26 protein-coding genes are annotated in these 23,310 nt (G+C 60.9%); 15 read left to right on the top strand and 11 right to left on the bottom strand.

Annotated elements, in window-relative coordinates:
- Window positions 1-214 precede the first annotated feature (214 nt).
- The 5 genes from GKIL_RS09740 to GKIL_RS09720 all read right to left on the bottom strand — a co-directional run bounded on the left by GKIL_RS09740 (window position 215) and on the right by GKIL_RS09720 (window position 3,588).
- Window positions 215-904 carry a nucleotidyl transferase AbiEii/AbiGii toxin family protein gene (locus GKIL_RS09740; protein ID WP_023173374.1) on the bottom strand — a complete coding sequence of 230 codons (690 nt, stop codon included), beginning with the start codon at window positions 902-904 and terminating at the stop codon, window positions 215-217.
- A 28-nt stretch (window positions 905-932) separates the two neighbouring features.
- A complete protein-coding gene (locus tag GKIL_RS25485; protein ID WP_223173821.1) occupies window positions 933-1,220 on the bottom strand; it encodes a hypothetical protein in 288 nt (95 codons plus the stop codon).
- Window positions 1,221-2,474: a hypothetical protein gene (locus GKIL_RS09730; protein ID WP_023173372.1), complete on the bottom strand. Its 1,254-nt coding sequence runs from the start codon at window positions 2,472-2,474 to the stop codon at window positions 1,221-1,223.
- A gap of 65 nt (window positions 2,475-2,539) precedes the next feature.
- Window positions 2,540-3,061: a hypothetical protein gene (locus GKIL_RS09725; protein WP_023173370.1), complete on the bottom strand. Its 522-nt coding sequence runs from the start codon at window positions 3,059-3,061 to the stop codon at window positions 2,540-2,542.
- 155 nt (window positions 3,062-3,216) lie between these two features.
- On the bottom strand, window positions 3,217-3,588 hold the full coding sequence (locus tag GKIL_RS09720) for a hypothetical protein (protein WP_041243859.1): 372 nt from the start codon (window positions 3,586-3,588) through the stop codon (window positions 3,217-3,219).
- Window positions 3,589-3,853: 265 nt separating this feature from the next.
- On the opposite strand from GKIL_RS09720, the gene crtO reads away from it, so the two are divergent.
- The 4 genes from crtO (at window position 3,854) to GKIL_RS09700 (ending at window position 9,457) form a co-directional block, all read left to right on the top strand.
- Window positions 3,854-5,533: a beta-carotene ketolase CrtO gene (crtO, locus tag GKIL_RS09715; RefSeq protein ID WP_023173368.1), complete on the top strand. Its 1,680-nt coding sequence runs from the start codon at window positions 3,854-3,856 to the stop codon at window positions 5,531-5,533.
- An 82-nt stretch (window positions 5,534-5,615) separates the two neighbouring features.
- Window positions 5,616-7,550 (top strand): biosynthetic arginine decarboxylase, encoded by a 1,935-nt coding sequence (gene speA, locus GKIL_RS09710; protein WP_023173367.1) that lies wholly within the window; start codon window positions 5,616-5,618, stop codon window positions 7,548-7,550.
- Between the two features lie 140 nt (window positions 7,551-7,690).
- Window positions 7,691-8,848: a hypothetical protein gene (locus tag GKIL_RS09705; protein ID WP_023173365.1), complete on the top strand. Its 1,158-nt coding sequence runs from the start codon at window positions 7,691-7,693 to the stop codon at window positions 8,846-8,848.
- A 114-nt stretch (window positions 8,849-8,962) separates the two neighbouring features.
- Window positions 8,963-9,457 carry a hypothetical protein gene (locus tag GKIL_RS09700; RefSeq protein ID WP_023173364.1) on the top strand — a complete coding sequence of 165 codons (495 nt, stop codon included), beginning with the start codon at window positions 8,963-8,965 and terminating at the stop codon, window positions 9,455-9,457.
- Here GKIL_RS09700 and GKIL_RS09695 read toward each other — a convergent pair.
- The gene (locus tag GKIL_RS09695; RefSeq protein WP_023173363.1) at window positions 9,438-10,034 is read right to left on the bottom strand and encodes a PAP/fibrillin family protein; all 597 of its coding nucleotides are present in this window, start codon (window positions 10,032-10,034) and stop codon (window positions 9,438-9,440) included. The two genes, GKIL_RS09700 and GKIL_RS09695, sit on opposite strands and share 20 nt — an antisense overlap.
- A 289-nt stretch (window positions 10,035-10,323) precedes the next feature.
- On the opposite strand from GKIL_RS09695, the gene GKIL_RS09690 reads away from it, so the two are divergent.
- Both GKIL_RS09690 and GKIL_RS09685 read left to right on the top strand, forming a co-directional pair.
- Entirely contained in the window at window positions 10,324-10,743 is a 420-nt protein-coding gene (locus tag GKIL_RS09690) for a HEAT repeat domain-containing protein (protein WP_023173362.1), read from the top strand.
- Between the two features lie 23 nt (window positions 10,744-10,766).
- The gene (locus GKIL_RS09685) at window positions 10,767-11,345 is read left to right on the top strand and encodes a hypothetical protein (protein ID WP_023173361.1); all 579 of its coding nucleotides are present in this window, start codon (window positions 10,767-10,769) and stop codon (window positions 11,343-11,345) included.
- Window positions 11,346-11,355: 10 nt separating this feature from the next.
- Here GKIL_RS09685 and GKIL_RS09680 read toward each other — a convergent pair whose 3' ends face one another.
- The 3 genes from GKIL_RS09680 to hisS all read right to left on the bottom strand — a co-directional run bounded on the left by GKIL_RS09680 (window position 11,356) and on the right by hisS (window position 13,947).
- Window positions 11,356-11,580 carry a DUF5340 domain-containing protein gene (locus GKIL_RS09680; RefSeq protein WP_023173360.1) on the bottom strand — a complete coding sequence of 75 codons (225 nt, stop codon included), beginning with the start codon at window positions 11,578-11,580 and terminating at the stop codon, window positions 11,356-11,358.
- Window positions 11,580-12,467 carry an indole-3-glycerol phosphate synthase TrpC gene (trpC, locus tag GKIL_RS09675; protein ID WP_041243858.1) on the bottom strand — a complete coding sequence of 296 codons (888 nt, stop codon included), beginning with the start codon at window positions 12,465-12,467 and terminating at the stop codon, window positions 11,580-11,582. The genes GKIL_RS09680 and trpC overlap by 1 nt, the downstream gene beginning before the upstream one ends.
- A gap of 61 nt (window positions 12,468-12,528) precedes the next feature.
- Complete coding sequence (gene hisS, locus GKIL_RS09670) at window positions 12,529-13,947, bottom strand: histidine--tRNA ligase (RefSeq protein WP_051382751.1); 1,419 nt, start codon at window positions 13,945-13,947, stop codon at window positions 12,529-12,531.
- Window positions 13,948-14,064: 117 nt separating this feature from the next.
- Between hisS and GKIL_RS09665 the strand changes: the two genes are divergently transcribed.
- The 7 genes from GKIL_RS09665 (at window position 14,065) to GKIL_RS09635 (ending at window position 18,556) form a co-directional block, all read left to right on the top strand.
- Window positions 14,065-14,571: a TIGR02652 family protein gene (locus tag GKIL_RS09665; RefSeq protein WP_023173357.1), complete on the top strand. Its 507-nt coding sequence runs from the start codon at window positions 14,065-14,067 to the stop codon at window positions 14,569-14,571.
- Between the two features lie 4 nt (window positions 14,572-14,575).
- Complete coding sequence (locus tag GKIL_RS09660; RefSeq protein ID WP_023173356.1) at window positions 14,576-15,856, top strand: glycosyltransferase family 2 protein; 1,281 nt, start codon at window positions 14,576-14,578, stop codon at window positions 15,854-15,856.
- 176 nt (window positions 15,857-16,032) lie between these two features.
- Window positions 16,033-16,590 carry a type 1 glutamine amidotransferase domain-containing protein gene (locus tag GKIL_RS09655; protein ID WP_023173355.1) on the top strand — a complete coding sequence of 186 codons (558 nt, stop codon included), beginning with the start codon at window positions 16,033-16,035 and terminating at the stop codon, window positions 16,588-16,590.
- 4 nt (window positions 16,591-16,594) lie between these two features.
- Complete coding sequence (locus tag GKIL_RS09650) at window positions 16,595-16,909, top strand: TIGR03792 family protein (RefSeq protein WP_023173354.1); 315 nt, start codon at window positions 16,595-16,597, stop codon at window positions 16,907-16,909.
- Window positions 16,910-17,048: 139 nt separating this feature from the next.
- Complete coding sequence (locus GKIL_RS09645) at window positions 17,049-17,468, top strand: AbrB family transcriptional regulator (RefSeq protein ID WP_023173353.1); 420 nt, start codon at window positions 17,049-17,051, stop codon at window positions 17,466-17,468.
- A 293-nt stretch (window positions 17,469-17,761) separates the two neighbouring features.
- Window positions 17,762-18,001 carry a hypothetical protein gene (locus GKIL_RS09640; RefSeq protein ID WP_023173352.1) on the top strand — a complete coding sequence of 80 codons (240 nt, stop codon included), beginning with the start codon at window positions 17,762-17,764 and terminating at the stop codon, window positions 17,999-18,001.
- 6 nt (window positions 18,002-18,007) lie between these two features.
- Complete coding sequence (locus tag GKIL_RS09635; RefSeq protein WP_023173351.1) at window positions 18,008-18,556, top strand: pyridoxamine 5'-phosphate oxidase family protein; 549 nt, start codon at window positions 18,008-18,010, stop codon at window positions 18,554-18,556.
- Here GKIL_RS09635 and GKIL_RS09630 read toward each other — a convergent pair.
- On the bottom strand, window positions 18,553-19,374 hold the full coding sequence (locus GKIL_RS09630) for a hypothetical protein (protein ID WP_187293910.1): 822 nt from the start codon (window positions 19,372-19,374) through the stop codon (window positions 18,553-18,555). The two genes, GKIL_RS09635 and GKIL_RS09630, sit on opposite strands and share 4 nt — an antisense overlap.
- 148 nt (window positions 19,375-19,522) lie before the next feature.
- On the opposite strand from GKIL_RS09630, the gene GKIL_RS09625 reads away from it, so the two are divergent.
- Complete coding sequence (locus tag GKIL_RS09625) at window positions 19,523-20,416, top strand: hypothetical protein (protein ID WP_023173349.1); 894 nt, start codon at window positions 19,523-19,525, stop codon at window positions 20,414-20,416.
- Between the two features lie 77 nt (window positions 20,417-20,493).
- Window positions 20,494-22,668, top strand: a complete 2,175-nt coding sequence (locus GKIL_RS09620; protein WP_023173348.1) for a S9 family peptidase — start codon at window positions 20,494-20,496, stop codon at window positions 22,666-22,668.
- A 6-nt stretch (window positions 22,669-22,674) separates the two neighbouring features.
- Here GKIL_RS09620 and GKIL_RS09615 read toward each other — a convergent pair whose 3' ends face one another.
- A complete protein-coding gene (locus tag GKIL_RS09615) occupies window positions 22,675-23,196 on the bottom strand; it encodes an MgtC/SapB family protein (RefSeq protein ID WP_223173820.1) in 522 nt (173 codons plus the stop codon).
- Window positions 23,197-23,310: the final 114 nt, after the last annotated feature.

The raw sequence follows: 23,310 nt of genomic DNA, 5'->3' as shown, positions 1-23,310 counted from the left end.
TAATCTACAGCAGTCCGGACCCTGACAAAATTTGAACATCGCCGAAAGTGAAGATTCTGCCAACAGTGATACGAAAAACTCGGCAAATGTCTGCCCAATGAGGTAAACTTTATTTAAGAAATGATGTGGAGAGTGCTGCGGGATCCTCCTGACCCCGCAGTTTTTTTATTGCGGGCTCTGAATCTTGCAGCAAAGTTTCAGGCAGCAGTGCAGTTTATAGATGTTGTTCGTCCGCCGCTCGCTGCGTTGGCCCAAAACCTTGATCTTGGGCGAGGAGATCCAGGCCATCTATAGCCGCTGGTCGGTCTTTGATTTCTAGAGCTGTGAAGCACCGGTGCCGCTCCTGAGGATTCTCCTGGAACCGACGAATAGCCCTGTGCAGGCTGGGTAATACGTCGTAGGCGTCGGTGGCTTTCTGCACAGCTTCTTGGGGCATCGGGTGAGTCCGGCGCATAAAACACAAGTCGATGAGGTCGCGGCACTCTACAGAGGAGTCCAGCCAGCGATCCGCGTTGGCGAGGAGCTTCTCAGCAAAAGTGTCTATCTCATTGAGACAGGCAACCGGTGCCCAGGACGGTCGAGAAGGGGAGCCAAGTTGAATGCGAGCTTCGCAAAAGATTTCAAATTTGATCAGTTCTCCTTCAATGCACACGGGAAAGCGAATACCGTACTGGTCTGTGCGCGGTGGTCGCGGGATCTCGATATCCTCAGTATTGTGGAATAGCGCATTGCAACCCATCTTTTGTACCTGATTGCGCAGAAACCGATAGCCAGAACCTGCAGGGCAGGCAAAATCAATGTCCTGGCTCAAGCGGTACTCGCCATAGAGCAAGGTTATCAGAGTGCCGCCACCAAAAAAAGCTGTACATTCTTCCAAAAAGTTGCTGTTTAACTGTCGGAGCACTCGCAGTACTCTGTGATGGTGCTGATGTCTAAATAGCAAGAGCCAGATCCGAATGAAAGTATTCTGCTAGAGCCCGTATGTATTGCAGTTCATCAGAACTAGGCTCTGCAAGCACACCTCTAAATCGCCAGTTGCGCTCGTACAGACGCAGTTGGTCCTCAGGTTCCAGGTGCTCAATACCTCCGCATTGCCAGGCAAGTGCCTCAAGCAAGGGAAGGGCATCGGGTTTGAGAGGCATAGTGGATGCTCCTTCCTGTCGGGCAGCGGAGTGAAAAAGCACTGAGACGATCAGCATAGCGCAGATCATCAGCGGCATTTATGGGCGGTCCTGCGGCTCCTCCAACGCCTGGAAGCGCGGGTCGTCGAGGGCGTAGTCGCGCTGCTCGACGACATCTTTTTCGGTGGTGTAGATGATGTCGTCTTTGCCGATTACCTTGCGCTCGGCGTAGGTGCGGGCAAAGGCGAGCTTGCGCTTTAGCTCGGCGTTGGCATCGCGCAGGAACTGGGCAAAACCGGAGCGGCTGCGGTTGCGCTCGGCGATGCGGCTGTTGAGCTGGGTAAGTACGATTGCCCGTACCGCCGGGATGGCGACAAAGAGGGTGCCGTAGATGACAAGAATTGGGGTGAGGGCGTGCAACAGTGCCAGATCCGGCGGCAGATAGCGCCCCTGCAACAGGAAAAACAGGTACCAGGCTCCAAGAAAATTGGCCCCGCCCAGTAGACCGGCGAGGAGGAGCTGGCCGCTCGTTGCGCGGCTGAAGCGCCAGCGCTGCTCCTGCAAAAAGCTTGCTTTCGGCGCGCTGGTGGGCCGCTCCTGGGCCTGGACCTGCAGTTCAGGAAAGCGGTAGACGATCTCTCCCTGTTCGCTCACCTCGGGGATGCCGTTGAAGCGGACCAGGGCGGGCAGGACGTAATCTTCGTTGTCTACGCGGGCCTCTTCGAGGTAAGGAGCGAGTTGTTCGGCGACCACCACGCCCCGGTTGGCCTGGATCAAAGCCGCCACCGTCCGCCAGCGCTCACTTTCGAGATCGGCGTTGGGGTCGCCGTCGCCGAATAAAAACGAGAAGACGCTCTCCAGAAACCCCATCTCCCGCCGGGGCCGCGCCCGTGGTTCGTCGGGGTAGTAGGTCGGATAGAAGATATAAAACCAGTCGCCGCCAAAAAACAAAGGCATCCCGCCCCCGTCGCGGCTGTCGCCCCGGTCGTTGCTGTCGCGGCTATTGAGAGCGATGTAGATGCCGACGGCGACGATTACCAGCGACAGGATGAGCAACACGCCAAAGGAGATGCGCACCAGATAAAACAACCCCTGCCAGACCTTGCGCAAGAAGGCTTTGAGCTGAGCATTGCGGTCTCTGGCGATGAGCCGATCGCGCACATTGCGATCGAAGGCGTAGATGACTTCGCCCGTGCCTGCCACCTGCAGGTGCCCGTTGCTGTCCTGGGCAATCGCATTCAGCTCCTGCTGGGCAAGGGCCAGATCCAGGCCGCTTCTGGCTGCCACGTCGCCGACGGTAGCCCGGTATTCGAGGGCTTCGAGTGCTCCGAGAACCTGTTCGCGCCTATCCATAAAACAGCGAGCCTCCTGGCTTCTACCTCCATCTTAGGAGGCACACAGTCGGAGGCGGGGGACTTTCAGCCCTGTCGCCGTAGCTCGGGGGCAAACTGGGAGTGCCAGCAACGGCGAGTTGCAGCAGGTAGCGTGAACGGTTTTAGAGCGCGGCGGCGCAGAACGGCGCGGCGACGAATCGGAGGCCGGGAGGCATAAACTGGGCGAGTACGGGCCTCACTGGCGATTGCAACCCCGAGGGTAGCGGCTGAGAGGCAGTTCTCGAGAATATTGCGCAGCGACAGCAGGCTGATGAGTACCTTCGATGCCAGGCGGTGGCGACCGGCAACCAGCACCAGCGGCGGTGCCGGAGCAAGCTGGGCGTTAAAGCGCTCGATCGCTGGAGCATCGAAGCCGGTGCCCGCTGGAGCAAAGGCGATTATTACAGCTGGAACCGGGCTGGTCTGCCGCTCGCAGTAAAGGGCGGCCTGCTCGAATGAGGAGAACACCGACCACAGAGCGTAAGGTTCGATCGAGTCGAGGAGCGCCTCGATGAGTAGAGCATCGACCGGGTCAGTCTCGACAATCAAAGCAACTGGCTGCTGCATGGCACGGCCTCACAGGCTGCGAGGAGCAGACCAGAGCCCTCCCCGTCGTCTTCTTGACAATCGCGGCCCGACCAGTCTGGCCGTCCGGATGCCTTTTAGCTTATCCAGGGAGGCTGAGCCTCCCATCCGTCTTAAGAACGGTTTTTGCCCCCCACTCAACGGGAAGCGCGCAGCAGGGCGATAAGCGGCTCGATGGCAATCGGTTCCCCGGCGAGGACGTGAATATCCAGTCTGGCAGCGATCTGGGCGAGCGGGGCTGTGAGTTTTTTTACCAGGATCGCGACGGGCAACGCCTGCCAGCGCGGCTCAGAGCGCAGCCATTCTAAAAGCGCCAGGTAGTCGTCGTGCTCGTCGAAAGCGCAGCAGGCAATAAGTTGGGGCGGCAATGGTTCTGACTGGGTATTCAAGTAGGCGATCAGCTGCTCAGAGTCGGCTACGCTCCGCCACAGCAGCGGTGGCACGATGCGCTCGATTGCGTCTTCTACAGCTCTACCCTGTGTGCTGTTGCCCCTGACGATAAGGACCATACCTTCCGGGTACGACAACATAAGGGGTACACCTCCGCACGCAGGCCACCCACTACGATCCCAGCCGTAGGACAAAAGCACCTCAGTCCGGCTGGGTGTTGTTATAAAAATCTCTCTACGCCCAAAGGCAGCTTTTTAATTGCTCAGTATTTGTCCTGGCCGTCTTTTTGCCGCAAAAACCTGGTCCGCCACCGGATAGAGGACAGTGAGCAGCCCCTTGCTTAGACTACCTGGGCAGCGTCTGTTCTTCATCTAGAGGCTTTCTGTGCAAACCTACGACGCAATTATCATCGGTGCCGGTCACAACGGCCTGGTCTGTGCTGCCTACCTGCTCAAGGCTGGTTTCAGCGTCTTGCTCCTTGAGAAGCGATCGATCCCCGGCGGTGGGGCGACGACCGAGGAGATCATGCCCGAGGAGGCACCGGGCTTTCAGTTCAACCGCTGCGCCATCGATCACGAATTTATTCACCTGGGTCCAGTCGTCCAGGAGCTGCAACTCGAAAGCTACGGCCTCGAATATCTCTGGTGCGACCCGGTTGTTTTTTGCCCCCAGCCTGACGGTCGCTATTTTTTAGGCCACCGCTCCGTCGAGCAGACCTGTCAGGAGATTGCCCGCTACAGCGAGCGCGACGCCCGCCGCTACGGCGAATTTATCTCCTACTGGCAGCGGGTGATGGGCGTGTTCATTCCGCTTTTTAACGCCCCGCCCAAGTCGATCGTCGATATTGCCGGCAACTTTGATTGGGCCAAGATCAAGGACCTGCTCTCGGTCCTCGGTCCGCCCAACCAGATTCTCGATTTTGCCCGCAACTTGCTGGTCAGCCCGCAGGAACTGATGGAGGAATGGTTCGATACAGAAGTGGTGAGGGCTCCCCTGGTGCGGCTTGCCTCCGAACTGGGGGCGACGCCGCAGCAAAATGGCCTCGCTTTTGGGGCGGTGATGATGGGGATGCGCCACAATCCGGGCATGGCTCGTCCGCGCGGCGGCACCGGCCAGCTCACCCGCGCCCTGCTCAATATGGTCGCCAGTCTCGGTGGCACCGTGCTGTGCGATCAGTCCGTCGAGCGCATCTTGCTCGACGAGAGCCGGGCGGTGGGCGTGCGGGTCAAAGGCGGCAACGAGTACCGCGCCAGCCATGGGGTCATCTCCAACATCGACGCCAAGCGCGTCTTTTTGCAGCTCCTCGAACCGCTCGATGTCGATCGCTTCGATCCGCAGTTGCGCGAGCGGGCCGACCGGCGCATCAAAGGCAACAACGAGACCATCCTCAAGATCGACTGCGCTTTGAGCGAGCCGCCGCGCTTCAGCAACCACAACCACCAGGACAACTACCTGATCGGCTCAGTGCTCATCGCCGATTCGGTCCAGCAAGTGAGCGAAGCCCACGCCCTGCCGGAGGTGGGCCGCATCCCCGATCAAAATCCGTCGCTGTACGCGGTGGTGCCGAGCGTGCTCGATCCGAGCCTCGCCCCGGAGGGCAAACACACCCTCTGGATCGAGTTTTTTGCGCCCTACCAGATCGCTGGAGCCGAGGGCGAGGGCCTCGATGGCACCGGCTGGACCGACGAACTCAAAAACAAGGTGGCCGACCGGGTTCTAGACAAGCTGGCCGAGTACGCCCCCAACCTCAAAGATGCGATCATCGCCCGCCGCGTCGAGAGCCCGGCGGAGCTGGCCCGCCGCCTTGGCACGATCCAGGGCAAGTACTACCACCTGGACATGTCGATCGACAAGTTGATGTTCTTCCGGCCCCTGCCGGAGCTGGCCAACTACAAGACACCGATCGACGGCCTGTACCTGAGCGGTGCCGGTACCCATCCGGGTGGCTCGATCTCAGGAATGCCCGGTCGCAACTGCGCCCGCGTCTTCTTGCAGGACCAGCGCTCAGCGGCCCAGACGATCAAAGAATGGTGGAACCAGGCGACGGGGGCAATCAAGCCCTGAGCCGGGCGGAGCCTGCTTAAACTTGCCCTAATCAATAGTAGTTATGCTGGTAACTCATCTCCGAGTTGCAGGTAGATCAAGCATGAGCGAGTGGACCATTCAGGACAGCGCCGAACTCTATCAGGTCGAGGGTTGGGGAGAACCGTACTTCAAGATCAACGAAAAGGGCCACATCGCCGTGCTGCCGCGCGGCGAAGCCGGTGGCGAGTTGGACCTGTTCAACCTGGTCCAGGACATTCAAAAGCGCGGCCTGAAGATGCCCCTGCTTATCCGCTTCTCCGACATCCTGGCGGACCGGATCGCCCGCCTCAACGAATGCTTCATCCAGGCGATCAAAGAGTACGACTACAAGGGCGACTACAAGGGCGTCTACCCGGTCAAGGTCAACCAGCAGCGCCACGTCGTCGAGGAGGTGGTCGAATTTGGCCGCTCCTACCAGTTCGGCCTCGAGGCGGGCTCCAAACCAGAATTGTTGATTGCCCTGGCGACGCTCAAGACGCCGGGGGCGCTGATTATCTGCAACGGCTATAAAGACAGCGAATATATCGAGACGGCCCTTCTGGCCCAGCGCCTCGGCCACACGCCCTTCGTCGTGATCGAGCGCTTTCACGAGCTGACGCTGCTTATCGAGGCAGCCCAAAAGCTCGGCATCCAGCCGCTCATCGGCGTGCGGGCCAAGCTGACTGCCCGGGGCATCGGTCGCTGGGGCGATTCGACCGGCGACCGCGCCAAGTTTGGCCTGAGCGCCGACGAGATCATGGAAGTGGTCGCCCAGCTTAAAAAAGCGAATTTGCTCTCGTCGCTGCAGTTGCTGCACTTTCATATCGGCTCGCAAATTTCGGCAATCAACGTGATCAAAACCGCCCTGCGCGAGGCGTCCTGCATCTACGTCGAGCTGGCGCGCATGGGTGCCCCGATGCAGTACTGCGATGTGGGCGGCGGTCTTGCCATCGACTACGACGGCTCCAAGACCAACTTCCGCGCCTCCAAAAATTACAACATGCAGGAGTACGCCTACGACGTGGTCGCCGCCTTTCAAGAAGCCTGCCGCGAGAAGAACGTGACCGTGCCCACCCTGGTGAGCGAATCGGGCCGGGCAATCACCTCCCACCAGTCGGTGCTCGTCTTCGATGTCATGGGCGTGAGCCACCCCCAGTTCGGCGAACCGCAACCCGCCGAGCGGGGCGAGCATTCGATCATCCGCAACCTCTACGAGACCTACACCCAGATCGCCAGCGACAACGTCCAGGAAGCCTTCAACGACGCTTCTCAATTTAAAGAAGAGGCGCTGAGTCTGTTTGCCCTGGGTTACTTGAGCCTGGGAGAGCGCGCCCGCGTCGAGCGGCTGTACTGGGGCTGCTGCCAGAAGATCCTGGGTCTGGTGCGCGAACTGGACTATATTCCCGACGAGCTGGCAGACCTCGAAAAGAACATGGCCTCGACCTACTACTGCAACTTCTCAGTCTTTCAGTCGGTGCCCGACAGCTGGGCTATCGACCAGCTTTTTCCGATCGCACCGATCCAGCGGCTCGACGAGGAACCCACCGTGCGCGGCACGCTCGCGGACCTCACCTGCGACAGCGACGGCAAAATTGACCAGTTCATCGACCTGCGGGATGTCAAGAGTGTGCTCGAACTGCATCCGCTCCGGGAGGGCGAGCCCTACTACCTGGCCCTTTTTCTCAACGGCGCGTACCAGGAGATTCTAGGCGACATGCATAACCTGTTCGGCGACACCAACGCTGTCCACATTCGCCTCGCCTCCAGCGCCACAGGCGAGCAAAGTTATCTGCTCGAGCACGTCGTCAAGGGCGACACGATGACCGAGGTGCTCAGGTACGTGCAGTACGACCACGAGGCGCTGCTGGAGAGCATCCGCCGCGAGAGCGAGCAGGCCCTGCGCGAGCGACGAATTACCCTGAGTGAATCGCGACTGCTCTTGCAGCACTACGAGCGCTCGCTGAGCGGCTACACCTACCTCACCAGCGAACCCCAGCGCGAGCTGGCGCGCTCTTGAGATATTTTTGGTGTGTCTTGCCACATCCTGCCTTCTTCCCTAACACTAGCCAGTAAGTGCAACCAGGCGCTTTCAGCTGGGATTATCTGCCTTCGTTCAGCTGCTGGTGCCTGCCTCCTGACAGTATTCAGTACGGTGATATGGAAGACGAGTATACCGAGCAGCCATTTTTCCCCTCCAGTGAACCTGTAGCCGATGCGAGTGCCGGTGAGAACAGCTGGTCTGGCGATCTGGAGGCCGAGGCCGACGAGCCGGTGATCGATCCGGTTGCTGAAGCAGAAGGCACACCTGCTGAAGAGTTTGCCGCCGACGATCAAAGCTGGGCCAGTGGCGAGGCGGAGGCGATAGCGGCAGACCCGCCGGACTGCCGGCCCAGCGCGAGCGATCCCTTCGCCGAGCTATTTGGCGGCGATGCGGATGCCGTAGCGTTCACGAGCGCCGATTTTGACCTCGACGACGGCGATCCAGACGCCGACACCAGCGAGCAGGATGCGGCTTTGGCGGAGTTAGAAAACAATCTTCTCTTTCACACCGACGCGGACACAGAAGATCTATTTGCCCTCGAAAACGGGGAAGCGGTCGATCTCGACGACCAGGACGGCGAGGCGAACCTGTTCGTCCTGGCCGATTCGTTCCTTGACCCAACCGCCACCGACAGCGACCTGTTTGGCCTCGATAGCTCCCTCTACGATCCAGAACCACTCGAATTTGACTTCGACAGCTCCTCGCTCTTCGATTCTTTCTGGGGCGACGATCTTTTTGGCTCCGACGACAGTTCGTTCTACGACCCGTTCAGCTTCGATTACGATTACTTCGGTTGCGACTACGAGAGTTTGTTCGATCCGCTCTGGTCGGATACGAGCTGGTTCGACAGCGCTACGGACTGGCTATTCGATCCGTTTATGGGCCTCTTCGACACTTTTAGTTACGACAGCTACGAGGCGGTAGAACCGGTTGATTATGAATCGGACTACAGCTACCAGTACGCCTCCTACGAGACCGATTACAGCGACGATGCTGTGCCCGAGTCGATTCCGGACGACAGCTTCCTGGCCGATACGCTCTCGGATCTGGGCGGGCCCGCCGGTGAACTGGTAAGCGATCTGGCTGGTTCCGGCAACACCCAGACGATCGAGGCCATCTCCGCCGCTGCCGACGCGGCGGTGGGCGACATCGGCGATCTGGGCCTCGATAGCGCCGAGGCCGTCGATGAATTTATCGCCAGTCTGCTCAAAAGCACCGACGGCAGCAGGGGCGACAAAAATAAAAAGAAACCGCAGGCCGACGCGCCGGTGTAGAGATGCTGCAGAAGTTTGCTAAGTGCATCGATTGCTCAAGGAAGCGCCCGGCGTAGCGCCCTTGTCGCTAGACTCGACAGGCCCAGGGGTGCCGTCGTTTTTTCAGGTTGCACGATGTCTGCTGTCGTTTCTTCGCTGAGCGCTCTTCGCTACGATCGCCCATTGCGCTGTCCGCTCTGCCGCATCGGCGTGCTGGTGGATCTGGCTTTGATGATCGATTCGCTCGGTTGCCGTTTGTGCGATCGGCTCTTTAGTCTCGATGGGCGGCAGAATGTGCTGACGCTGGTCGATAGCCTCCCGGCGCTGCGCTGGCAGTGGAATGGACGAAACTGGACCGCTCAGCACGCCCAAATGGTTCGCACGAGCGACAAGATCGTAGCCGCTGCCCTTGTGATCCTGCCCACGGCGGTGATCGGGCTTTGCGCCTATTTTTTTAGACCGACGCCGGGCAGTCCCTTAGCCTGGCTGCCGCCGGTCTGGACGGTGCTCACTTTTTTGTGCCACACAGGTTGCGTGCTGTTGGCGGTCAGCTCCTACTACCAGTTTTCGCCCTCGGCCTGCGGGCGGGCCCTCGGGCGGCTTGTCAGGATCAAGGCCGCGTCAAAATAAAGATCGAACCGCGATTGCCGACGGCGATGCGCAACTGGCTGTCGAGATAGAGCGTATCGAGGCTGCCCTCGCTGTCGATATCGAGGCGCACTCCGCCCCCCTCGCCTCCGTCGATGCGGCGGATGGCCTCCTCGACGCTGCCGTAGGGGTCGAATCCTCCCCAGAGCAGGGCGGTGCGCTCGAAGCGGACGTAGACGCGGGGAATCGCCCCTGCCTGCAGCCGGGCCCGAATCAGGGTCGTCGCCTGCGCCGCACCGCCTAAGAGCGCCAGTTCTGCCAGGTTGAAGACGCGCTCGTTGGTCGCGTCGATGAACTGGTAAGTGCGGCGGCGCTCGACGAGGCCAGGGATCTGATCGACTCCGAAGCGGGATAGCGCCTCCGCCGTCGTAAAGCGCAACTGCCACAGCCCAGCCAGACTACTCAGCAGCTGCTCAACTTGATCAGGCGGCTGCCAGCGCTGCTGCAACTCGCAGATGAGCGGCTGCAGATCGATCAGGCGCGGACGGGGACGCGCCACCTGCCGGAGGAGCCGGGACTTTGGATCGTTGTCGGATGACTGGGGGCGCGCCGCTTCCATTTCGCTTCTCGCTGCGGACCGCTCAACAGACTACCACAGCCCAGTCGTTTCGCAATTTGAGTTAATAATTGTTGCAATAAATCGCCAACATGAAGCAATCATCGGCCTTTTTGTCTCGATAACGTTACATCAGGCGCTGATCTCGGGCTCCTGCGCCGTCTTTCTTAAACTTTGATGAAAGTGTTTGCTCATGCATAGACAGGGAGTCCGACAAAAACGATCTAGATTGAGAGCAGGTAACGCCAGCTTCTACACGTACTGTTCCGAAAGTTACCAGGAGGAAGACACTATGGCAGATGTGAAGCGGATTGATGCCCTGGCCTCGCTCCTTGCCAACAGTGGCCGTATCGGTCAGGTCCGCGCTGCCCTTGAGCTGGTGGACATCGGCGGTCCGCAGGCTGAACAGGCTTTGCTGTCGGCCCTCAACAACGGCGACGAGCATTCGCGGGCGACGACGGTCATGGCGCTGGCCAAATTCAAGTCCCAGACGGCGGTTGGTCGTCTCGAACAGCTTTTGAAGGGCAACGCCTTTGGTTTTGGCAAAGATCCTTCGCCCGAGGTGCGCCAGTCCTGTGCCTTTGCCCTGGGAGAACTGGGCAACCGCAAGTCGATCAAGGCGCTGGAGATTGCCGCCAGCCGCGACGAGGACAGCCTGGTACGCTCCGAGTGCCAGGACGTTCTCGCCCGCTTCGGAGCCGCTGTGCGCTAGAACCTTCGGCGGGTGTAGAGCCTTTGAGAGCAACAACGCTGCTGCTGGCTGGTTGTCTGCTGGGAAGCTGGCCGGCGGCGGCGCTGCCCATCAAAAATGGCCAGTTGCCCACGGAGATTCTGCCCCAGACCCGCGCTCGTCCGGCGCTCGACCTCCAGCGGCTCTACTTTGGGATGCGCGAGGAGGACTTTGCCGCTTACGCCCGCGATCAGACCTGGATGGTGCTCGAAGCCAGTGCCCGCGTCCAGCGCAAGGCAGCGACGGCTATCATGTTCTCGCCCGGCGGCGAAGCTGTTGACCAGTCGGGCGGGCCGCCGGTCTTTGCCCAGGGCTTTTTCGTGCGGGCCTACTTTGAGCGGGGCCGCCTGGTCGGCCTGCAACTATTGCCCAACTACAGCGAGGGCGGCATCAGCCTGACGGCGTTGCAGCGGCTGAGCCGCTCCTGGTTTCCGGACGAAAAGCTCAACCTGCGCTTTCAGATGTTCCCCGAGGACGGCTCCCAGCAGGTGGTCGAAGCGATCCTCGGGCGGGTACCCGATTCTTTTGCCGATCAGGTGGGCCGGGCCCATCTGCAGTTTCAATCGCTGGTGCTGGGGCCATAGGTGGGGCTATTTACGACTGCTCGTAGGACCAGCGCGGATCGAGGTGGAAGCCCTGGCGCTCCCAGCGTTCCTCCAAAAGTTTTTGCTGGGCGAGTGCCTTGCGCAGTGTCCGCAGCAGTTCCTGCAGATCTTCGAGGCTGCCGTAATCGGCCTGGGAGACCACTGCCGTCGTCTGGCGTTCGAGAATGCGCAGGAGCAGTTCGTAGTGGATATGGGCGGGAACCGGAATCTGCATCAGTTGCCCTCCAACAGTTGACGCACCGCCAGAACCAGATCGCTCCGGCGCAGCAGTGACTCGCCTACCAGAGCGGCGCGTGCCCCCGCTGCCCTGAGACGGACGAGATCCGCTGAGCGGTAGATGCCCGATTCGCTTACGAGCGTGATCCCCCGCTCTTCGAGGGCCGCGCCGCTTCGAGCGAGCAGCTTCTCGGTCGTCTCAAGCCGCACATCGAAGCTGAGCAGATTGCGGTTGTTGATTCCCACCAGCGTTACCCCCTCCAGTTGCAGGACGCGCTCCAGTTCCTCGTGGTCGTGGACTTCTACCAGGGCGGTCATGCCCAGTTGCTCGATTGCCCGCAGCAGATAGCGCAGATCGGCGTTCTCGAGGATGGCGGCGATGAGCAGCACCGCGTCCGCCCCCGCCGCACGGGCCTGGTAGACCTGATAGGGACTGAGGATGAATTCTTTGCACAGTAGCGGCAGATCGACGGCGGCCCGCACGGCGCGCAGGTGATCGTAGCTGCCGGCAAAAAAAGCTTCGTCGGTGAGCACCGAGAGGGCGTCCGCTCCACCGGCGGCGTAGGCATGGGCAATCGCCACCGGATCGAAGTCGGGGCGAATCACCCCCCGGCTCGGAGACGCCTGCTTGACCTCGGCGATGAGGGCGACCGGGTGGGGCGATCGGCGCAGGCTCCCCAAAAAGTTGCGGACCGGCGGGGCGGTTGCCGCCCGCTCCCGCAGTCTGGCCAGCGGCAACAATTCGCGCTGCCGCTCCAGTTCGCGCTCCTTGGACCAGACGATCTTTTCAAGAATATTTTGGGGTTCAGCATCAGCTCCCTGCAATTGAAATTGCAGCGGGCCGACGGCGACGGGCGGCAGATCGGGGCGGCGGCGGATCTTCACAGGCGTTGCTTCGCTTGACTTGATGTAAGACGCCCACATATTCTGCCATGCCTGCAGACAGCTACGGTCCCAGACGGCGGGTGAGTTCGCCTGCAACTTCAGCGAGAGGAAGCCTCTCCTGCTTGCGGGTAGCCAGATCGCGCAGCAGAGCCACCCCACCGGCCAGTTCATCTGGACCGACAATGACCGCGTAGGCAACCTGTTTTTCGTTGGCATAGCCCAACTGGGCGCGCATACCGTTCGGGGTGAAGTTCTCCTCGTTGTAGCCGAGTTCGGTGCGGATGCCGCCGGTACGTAGCTCACGGACCAGATTGAAGGTCACCTCCTCGATGCCGGGATCGCTGAAGTTGAGTACCAGCACCTGGGTGGAACCGGTTACCTGGGTGAGCAGCCCCAGTTCTTCCATCGCCGCGTAGATGCGGTCGAGGCCAAAGGAGATGCCGCAGGCGGGCTGGTCCGCCCTGCCTCCTGAGAGGGTGTGGATCAACTTGTCGTAGCGTCCGCCTGCCCCGACCGAACCCACCTGGGCGCTCGTCACCGTCTCGAAGATGGTACCCGTGTAGTAGTCGAGGCCCCGCGCCAGCGAGAGATCGATGCGGTAGTGGGCCGGATCGACACTGAAGCGATCGAGATAGCCCAGCAATTTTTTGAGATCACCGATCCCCTCGCCCGCAGCAGCACTGCCCGCCAGCCGTTCGCCCGCAGCAGCCAGCAACCCCAGTCCACTGCCCTCCAGTTCGATTACACCGAAAAGCGCATCGATCTGCCCGGCATCGAGACCTTTGCCTGTCAGTTCGGCTTTCACCTTCTGAGCCGGTAGTTTGTCGAGCTTGTCGATCGAACTGAGGACGGTCGCTTCCTGGGCTGCAGGAATGCCTGCCCAGGCGATGAGTCCCGCCAGAAGCTGACGGTGGTTGATCTTGACGGTGAAATCTGCAAAGCCCAGGGCTTTGAACGCCTCGACTTTCAAGGCGATCAGTTCCGCTTCGACGAGCAAACTGTCGGACCCGACCACGTCGGCGTCGCACTGGTAGAACTCACGGTAGCGGCCAGCGCCGGGGCGGTCCCCCCGCCAGACCGGTTGAATCTGGTAGCGCTTGAAGGGCCGGGGCAAAAGGCGGATCTGGCGCTTCGGATTGGCCGGGTCCGGCACCATCTTGTCGCCGTACATGCCCACCACCCGCGCCAAAGGCACCGTCAGGTCGTAGCGCAGGGCCAGGTCGGTGCGCTTGCCCGGCTGCAGTTCTTCGAGCGAGCCGCTACTTACGACGTGGTAGATGAGCTTTTCGCCCTCCTCGCCGTACTTGCCTGCAAGCGTCTCCCAGCGCTCGATCGTGGGGGTTTCGAGGGGCAAAAAGCCGTACTTGCCAAAGATCTGCTTGAGGGTGTGAATCACGTACTCCCGGCGCAGCATCGCCTCGGGCAGAAAGTCGCGCGTTCCGCCCATAATTCCCAGCTCACCGGTGCCGCCTGCTTCCAACTGCCTTTTTCCAACGACTGCCAACCAGCATAGTAGCCAGTCAGCCCTTCCTGCCAGCGGGGAATGCGGCCCGTGGCAAGGTAGATATAATAAAGGTCAAATCTGGGGGACAAGGCGATGTATCAGCCGGTGAATTACAACCCCATCTTCGGTCCTGAGATCCGCTGCCCCCACTGTCGGCAGTGGGTCGCAGCTTTGACGCTGACCGATACCTACCTCTGTCAGCGCCACGGTGCTTTTGAGGCGGACCCCCAGACGCAGACTCTTGTGCATCTTCAGTCCGGGCGGCGCTGGCGGCAGTGGGAAGACAACTGGTATCGCCAGCACACCCACCCCGACGGCATCCGCTTCGAGATCCACGAGGAGCTGGACCGTCTGCACACCCAGGGCTATCGGGCGACGCGGGTCGTGGTGGCCGAGCGCTACCGCGAACTCATCAGCACCTTTTTGGAGCGCACCACCACCTTCGGGCGCAGCGACGACGCCCGCCACCGCCTGTACGGCCTGCCGGTCGAATTTAGCGGTGCCGGCAATGCCGAAGAGCGCTGGTCGGTGATCAACTTCGAGCTGGTCAAAGAACCCGGCCCACCGCTCAAATATCCCTACTTCCGCCTGTTCGACTGACGCTGTGCTCGAAAATCCCCGTACACGACAGCTTAAAACTGTCCTGGTCTGGGCGGGCCTGATGCTGTTCGTCGCTGTGCTCCACCTGGTACCGTCCGGGCAAATTTTGAGCGCTGTACTGGCGCTTCTGGTCGCCTACTACGCCGCTCGGGTGCTCTTTGCCCTGCCGGAGCGGGTAAAAGTCGATGTCCGCTACAGGCCGCGCGTCTCGGTGCTGGTGGCAGCCCGCAACGAGGAGGCGGTCGCAGCCCAGCTGGTCGCCATGCTCAAAAGGCTGCGCTACGCGGATCTCGAAGTCTGGATTGCCGACGACGGCAGCAGCGACCGCACCTATGCGCGCCTGAACGAGGCGGCCCAGGGCTGGCCTGCCTTGCATCTGGTGCGCCGCATCCCCGGTGAGGGGCCGCCGGGCAAATCCGCCGTGCTCAACGAACTGCGGGCGCGGGCGACAGGCGAAATTCTGGTGGTCTTCGACGCCGATGCCACCGTCGAACCGGAATTTTTGAACCGCACCGTTCCGTATTTTGCCGACCCTCGCCTCGGTGCGCTCCAGGTGCGCAAGCAGATTCAAAACGCCGATTTGAACTTCTGGACGCGCGGCCAGGCCGCCGAGATGCTGCTCGATGCCTTCTATCAGGAACAGCGCCAGGCGATCGGTGGTACAGCCGAATTGCGCGGCAACGGCCAGCTGGTGCGCTCCAGTGCCTTAGAAGCTCTGGGAGGCTGGAACGAGGCGACGGTCACCGACGACCTCGATCTGACCCTCCAGCTGCACCTGGCGGGCTGGCAGATCCGCTTTGTAAGCGATCCCTGCGTGTACGAAGAGGGGGTGACCAGCTTCGCTGCTCTCTGGCGGCAGCGCTCGCGCTGGGCAGAAGGGGGCTTTCAGCGCTACCTCGACTACGCGGGTCCACTGGCGGCCAACCGGATGGGCACCGCCAAAACCATCGATCAGCTCGCCTTCGCACTTATCCAGTACCTGATGCCGCCCGCCGCCCTCATCGACGGATTGTTTTCACTGCCTGAGCGGGGCGTTCCCTATCTGACGCCGGTGGTGCTGGTGGCGACGCTCCTCGGCGGCTGCGGCTTTTATCTGGGCCAGCGCCGTTTCGATGTACCGCCAGGACGGGCAGCCCGCGAAGCGCTGCTGGGTACTGTCTACTTTTTGCACTGGTTTGCGGTGATCGTCTTCAAGCTTGCCCGCATGGCCCTGCAGCCCAAAAAACTGGTCTGGGTCAAGACAGCGCACCAGGGCGATCGGGATGTTACCGGCTCCCGGCTGTAGGGCAATTTTGTTTGCTTAAATCTCGAACGAAGGCAGCGACTTCCACCTGTGGGCAGAGGGGAAGGGGCGCGAAGGACAACGACAATTGGGCATTCAAGTCGGGTCTGGCCGACGACAGATATAGGAGAACAGCCAGCTGTTCCAGGCACTGTTCACCCGCCCTAAGGAGAACGATCATGGCTCAATTGTCATCGCTGCGAATTGCTGTCATTGCCACCGACGGCGTCGAAGAAGCAGAACTGAGCGAACCGCTGCGCGCCTTAAAAGAATCTGGGGCGCAAGCTGAGGTAATTGCCCCCCACGATGGTCCGATCCAGGCTTTTCGTCACCACGACAAGAGCACCCGCATTGCCGTCGATCAAACGCTGGATAGGGCAAAACCGGAAGATTACGATGCCCTTGTGCTGCCTGGCGGTGCGCTCAACGCCGATGCCCTGCGCGTCGAACCCAGGGCACAGGCATTCGTCCGTCATATGCAGCAGGCGGGCAAACCGATCGCGGTTATCTGCCACGCCCCCTGGATTTTGATCTCCGCCGGTGTCGTGTCGGGCCGGACGTTGACAAGTTATCACACCATCGCCGACGATCTGCGCAACGCCGGTGCCCACTGGCAGGACCAGCAAGTTGTCGTCGAAGGCAACTGGGTGAGCAGTCGCCACCCTGGGGATCTCGAAGCATTCAACCGGGAATTGCTTCGCAAACTGGCAGCCGTACCGAGTCCTGCTCAGCGCTAAAAAAATGATCGAGTGGCTGCAGATCGCTGTCGAACCCCACCTGCGGGAGCGCTACGTCGAGGTCGAGGGGGCGGTCTGGACGGCTGCCCTCCAGCAATATAAAGCTTTTGTTGCCAAAGAAGTCTGGTTTGACCCCCAGGATCCGGCAGAATTGATCGTCTGGATACGGTGGACGAGCCGCGAAGAGTGGAAGTCGATTTCACCTGCCCACTTGAGCGATATCGAGCGGCGCTTTGCTGAGCAGATGGGTCCGGGCTGGCACGTTGCCCGGAGCTACGAGTACCTCCCGGTTCGCCAGTATATCGGCAAGAACAAATAAACGGCACCAGGGGCTACAGCCAAGCAGGTAGTCGCAGATTATCGTTTGCTCTAAAAATTGCCGGACTTGACGCTTCTTTCTTGCTATTTCGATTTAAGATATCCTTAAATAAAAGAAGCTTACTATGCGGAGCACATCGATGGCACCTGTCAGCGGCAAAGAATTGCTGAAGCTTATCAAACAAAACCCTGCAAAAACTGCCAAGCAACTTGCAGAAATGGCAGGCTACACAACCGTCACCAAGACTGGCCAGCAACGTGTCAAGATGCTTGCCTTTCAAAGCGCTGTCCTCGAAGCCAACAACATTGCGATAAAGCCCGAACTTGAGGAAGTAGAAACCGTTCGCGGTGGGCGCAAGGCGAGCTACCGCATCCAGGTGCAGCAAAATGGCAACTTGCTGATCGGCTCGGCTTACACGCGCCAGATGGGTCTGCAGCCCGGCACCGAATTTGAAATTCAGATTGGCCGCAAGCATATCAAGCTGGTTCAAGTGGGCGGCGGCACGATCGGTGAGGGCAGCCCCGATACGGATGACTCCCGCGAACTGGTGTCGGCCTGAAGCTGACTGCCCTGCAACCAAAACAATCTGGCGGCTGCCTCCGTCCGGGTGCGGGGGCAGCGGTTTTTTTGGGCAGGGGCGCGTGCTCCCACCGCCGCCGGTTGCGTTCTATCACAATTTTCGCCCAGGCCCGCCATATTTTTTAACAATTTCAGTCTGCCATAAATGAGTCTGGGAGGGCGTTCTGGCCAATTCTTCGCCCATCTGGCAACACTTCAAAGTTGCGTTTGGTAAAGTTCGCCAGCAACCGCCGAGTTATTGCTCACAATAAAAACAGCGTTCTGTTTAACAAGATGCGGACGGAAAGTCGTGCTCACGATCGCCTGAGCTACCTGTTCATTGCCCTGCCGATGGTTCTGTTTCTGGGGCTGGCGCTGCTGCCGGGCCAGATTGTCTTTGCCGCGCTACTGGCAGTGCTGGCTCTGGTGATGGTGGGTACGGGCCTGGGAGTACGGCGCTGGCTTCTTTATCGCGAGGCGGTGCGCATCGAGCGGACGCGCAGCCAGCTTCTTGCCGGTCTGGCTGCCTGGTAGCGAGGGATGGCCACATTTTTTGACGAACTTGGGGCGGAGCTGCAGCGCTTTATCGCCCGTCAGCCGGTCTTCTTTACGGCGACAGCGCCGGAGGAAGGGCGGATCAACCTTTCTCCCAAAGGCATCGACACCTTTCGCTGCATCGATGCGCGGACGGTGGGCTACCTCGACCTCACCGGCAGCGGCAACGAGACCGCTGCCCACCTGCATCAGAATGGCCGGATGACAGTGATGTTCTGCAGCTTTACGCGCCAGCCCTTGATCTTGCGCCTCTATGGCCGGGGCGAGGTGATCCGCCCCGACGCACCGGGCTGGCAGGACTTTGCGCCCCATTTTCAGCTTCTGCCCGGCACGCGCCAGATTATCGTGCTCCACATCGAGAGTGTGCAGACCAGTTGCGGTTTTGGCGTGCCCGTTTTTGGCAAAGCGCAGGAACGGCTCACCCTCATCGAGTGGAGTACGCGCAAAGGTGAAGCGGGCCTGCGCGCCTACCGGCACAGCAAAAACCGGACGAGCATCGACGGGTTGCCGACGGGGATCGAGTCGGGTTCTTAGGCAATGTTCAGTGTCTGGCGCACCTGCTGCAGGAGCCGTCCAAAGAGCTGTTGCAGTTGCTGCCGGCGTCGGCGCACGTTTGAGCGGTAGAGGGTGCGGGCAAGCAGGTAGCAGCCGCCCAGCGAAAGAGCGGCCAACAGCAGACTCGGCAGGAGCGCGTCGAAGAAGGCGATGCCGAAGGTGAAGCTGAGAACAGCAAGACCCAGACCGAGGCCACCGGCAAGACCGACGTACAGGCTGCCTGCCAGACTGGTGAACTGCTCTTCGACGCGCACCGTCGTCGTGCCGTTCTGCGAGTAGATGCGCACGCAGATATCGCGACCGCTCAGGGCAATCGAGGAGTGCCAGACGAGGGAGCGCTCGGCGGCGCGTCGTCGGCCAGACTCGAAGGACATCCCGCCCCAGTTAAAAAAGCGAAATTCAAAGCGCCAGCCGGGCGGATGCCCTGCGCCGGAGCCGAGGTGGCCAGTGTCGTTGAGGGTGTGACGAATTTCTTCAAGCAACGGCTCGAAGTCCTCGCCCACCAGTACACCCGCCACCGACTGCTGGAGGGTACAGGCGGTCGGTCCGCCCAAAAAAGGCTGACTGGCGCTCGATCCAGTCTGCGAAGACAGCTCAGAGGCAGCCTGGCGGACGAAGAGCGGATCGATGCCCACCTCGCAGGCGATCTGTTCGATCTGCGCCAGATCGAGCTGAGCGTCGGGCTCACCCGCCTCCTGCTGGAGCTGGGCGGCCCGCTTGAGGATCGCCGCCAGTTGCTCATCGCCGTAACTGTTGCTGCCGTCTTTTGGCATCGGCCTGACCACAACGGGCTTCACCACTCCATTCTAGGTGAGCCGGATCGGACCCTGACAGCCGCTCGGATTTTGAAGAAACCCTGAACTTTTGCCCAAAACCCCGGTTTTCTGGATGCGGGGATCGATAGAGTTCGTTAGGATCTCCCCAGAACAGATGAGACATGCAGCGATGCGTGCCCCTCTCCTCGCCTCCCTCGCCCTGATCGGGCTTTTGCCCGCCGCTGCCTCCGCCCAGGAACTGCTGCCGGAACCGCTTATCTATTACGCGCCGATCACCGTCGGGGCAATCGATACGCGCCCGGACGTGCCTCTAGAAGCGTTCAAACTGGGCCTCACCAGCAGCCTGAGCGTCGGCAGCAACCCTCAGGAACCCGCCAGCTTCAACCTCGCGCTCAAGCGCTTCGGCTTTGACCAGTCTTTGGCAAAACCCTCTGTGCCTGTGGATGCCTTTACCCGCCAGGGCGAGGGCCGCTTCCAGCTCGATCCGGCTCTCAGTTTCGTCTTTACCAACCGCGAGCGCAGTGCCCTCGACGGCACCAGCAGCAGCGCCGGTACGCGCCTTGAATGGCAGCCGACCGACGGCGTGTTTGTCAGTACCCAGATCGAGCGCTACCTGAGTGGTACCGATGCCCAGGTGCGCTTCGGTTCGCATCTGCAGTTGCCGCTGTTTGACGGTCAGTTGAGCTACGACTGGCAGCGGCGGTTCGACTCGGCGGACTGGTACGACCGCACGCGGCTGCAGTCCGGCGAATGGGCGCTTGGGCCTGCGACTTTGGGCTTCAGCGCTCAGCTGGAGCGCTCCGGCAACTTCTCCCAGGCCAGTTCCTTCAACCAGCGCCTTACGATCGCAGCTCAGGTGCGATTTGCGGACTGGCGCTTCAACACCAGCTACCAGATGGGCGAAGGAACGGTCTGGGCTCTCAACCAGTACGGACCCACCGACAGACGCCTGCAATTTGGCCTGCAGTGGCCGCGCTTTGAGCTGAGCTTCTCGCGGAGCCTGCCGCTGCCGGGCACCGCCGGGGACGCAGCCGTCTGGTTCAAATTCTCCAGCGATCTCTAGGCGCACAGAATACGGGCGACGGGCAGGCACCGCAGGTGGTATGGTCTGAAAAATCTTGATTGCAAAAGGCCATCTGCGTGAACACCCGTCTGCTCGGGCGCACCGCCCTCGCTCTATCCGCCGCGCTCTTCTTTTTATCAGCTCTGCCGCCCCTATTCGCTGCTCCGCCCAGGCGGGCCATCACCGAGAAGGACCTGCTCAAATTTAACTGGATAGCCGATCCGCGCCTCTCGCCGGACGGCAGCCAGGTTGTCTTCGTGCGGGTGAACGTCGATGAGAAGAAGGACACCTACACGACCTCTCTGTGGGCCGTATCTACTGGCAATGGGGCGCTGCGGCAGTTGAGCAACGGACCACGCGACACCGCTCCGCGCTGGTCCCCCGATGGCCGGTCGCTGGTTTTTTTGCGCTCGCTGGATAAAGACAGCAAACCGGCTCCGCCCCAGCTGTACTTTCTGTCCCTTGAGGGGGGCGAAGCGAGAGCCCTGAGCGATCTTCCCAAGGGGGTGAGCGAACCGGCCTGGTCGCCCGATGGCCGTCACATTGCCTTTGTTTCGTCTACCACGGCCAAAGATCTCGAAAAGAAGAAAGCCCAAAAAGAGGACCAGGACGACAAAGAAAGCGACGTGCGGGTCGTGAAGGAGGCGCTCTACCGGATCAACGGAGCGGGCTACATCGACTTTGACCGTCCCGATCATCTCTGGACGGTTGAGCTATCGGATCAAAGCAGTCTGCCTGTCCCCAAACAGCTCACTGCCGGTGACTTTGCCGAGAACAATCCGGCCTGGTCGCCGGATGGCCGATCGATCTACTTCAGCTCCGATCGGACCTACGAATCGTACTACCAGCCTCCCAATCAGGATGTCTACGCCGTGAGCGCTGCGGGCGGCCCGATCCAGCGGGTCGCCGACATCGATGGGCCCATAGGCGACTTTGCGATCAGCCCCGACGGTCGGCGCATCGCCTTCGTGGGCTTTCTCAACGCCCGACCGACGCGCTCCTACAACCAGCCGGACCTGTTCGTTGCCAGTCTCGAAGCAAACGCAACCGCCAGAAATCTCACCGCCGACTACGACTACGACATTGGGGATGGCCTCACCGCCGACCAGCACCCACCGCGCGGCGGCGGTGCAACAGATCCCATCTGGAGCGGCGATGGCCGGGAGATTGTGCTCGTGAGCGTCGAGCGGGGCCGGGCGAACCTCAAGCGCTTCGATGTGGCCACCGGTAAAATCTCGGAGCTGACCACCGGCAACCAGGAGGTGCTGAGCTATTCGGCCACCCCGGACGGCAGCAAGATTGCCCTCACCCTCTCGACGCCTGCCAGTATCGGCGATCTGTTCTGGATCACGAATGGCAGCAAGCCAAAGCCCCTCACCCGGCTCAACCAGGAACTGTTCAGCCAGCTCGACCTGGGCGAACCGGAGGAGATCACCTACACCAGCTTCGACGGCAAGCCGATCCAGGCGTGGGTGCAAAAACCGCCGGGCTTTGACCCGAGCAAAAAATATCCGCTCATCCTCAATATCCACGGCGGTCCCCACGCCGCCTACGGCACCACCTTCTTCCACGAAATGCAGTGGATGGCCGCCAGAGGCTACGTCGTGCTCTATCCCAACCCGCGCGGCAGCACGAGCTACGGCCAGGATTTTGGCAACATCATCCAGTACCACTATCCAGGCGACGACGCCAAGGACCTGCTCGCAGGCGTCGATCTGTTGATCGCTCGCGGCTATATCGATCCGGACCGATTGGGGGTCACCGGCGGCAGCGGCGGTGGTATCCTCACCAACTGGATCGTCGGCCACACCGACCGCTTCAAAGCCGCCGTCTCCCAGCGCTCGATCTCCGACTGGCGCGACTTCTGGTACACTGCCGACTTCACGCTCTTTACGCCCTTCTGGTTTCGGGGTGCCCCCTGGCAGGAGGAGGCCGACTTCAAGGCCCGCTCCCCGATCTCGTTTGTCGAAAATATCAAAACGCCGCTGATGCTCATCGAAGGTGAGTCGGACCTGCGCACCCCGCCCGCCGCCGGGGGCGAACAACTGTTTCGCGCCCTCAAATATCTCAAGCGGCCAACGGTGATGGTGCGCTTTCCGGGTGAGACCCACGAACTGTCGCGCTCGGGCAAGCCCTCCCACCGCATCGAGCGGCTGCAGCACATCGTCGGCTGGTTCGACAGGTACCTGCTGGATAAACCGATGCCCATCTACGATCCGCCCGGCACGGCTGCGACCAGAGACATCCGCTAAGGTGTCTCAGCGGCTTTGCACGTCAGCGGTGTCTGTCGATGGCTGTGTACCCGCAGGCTGGGTGTCGGTGCGCACGACTTTCTGGCCGGTTACGCGCAAGATCACCCCGTCGATGAGCCGCTCGAAGGGACCGCCCAGCACCAGCACCACCAACGTCAGCACCAGCGCCACCAGTACGAGCGTCCACTCGCCTGCCCCGCAGGCGATCCCAAAACAGGCAGCAAGCCAGATCGTAGCGGCGGTGGTGAGGCCCAGAACCCGCTTCGCCTTCTGCGAGCGCAGGATCACCCCCGCTCCTAAAAAACCGATGCCCGTAATCACCCCCTGCACCACGCGCAGCACAGCGCCAGTATCCGCGCCGCTCAACTCGATCCCCGCCAGGGTGATCAAAGCCGACCCCAGACAGACCAGCGCGTGGGTGCGCAACCCGGCGGACTTGCCCCGCAGGTTGCGGTTCAGCCCAATCGCGCTACCGGCAAGCACAGCCGCTCCGAGACGAAAGATAATCTCCGACAGGGCAATATCCAAGGGCAACGACCAGAGCAGGGAATCTCTTTATTGTATTGGACACGACAACCGTGTTGTAGCTTTTGCTACAAAACCTCGGAACAGGCGTGAGCCAGCTTACGGAAGCTTGTGGCC

The organism is Gloeobacter kilaueensis JS1, from assembly GCF_000484535.1.
GTDB lineage: Bacteria > Cyanobacteriota > Cyanobacteriia > Gloeobacterales > Gloeobacteraceae > Gloeobacter > Gloeobacter kilaueensis.
Note: the sequence above shows the minus strand (reverse complement) of the source record. Positions and strands in the feature narration are given on the sequence as shown.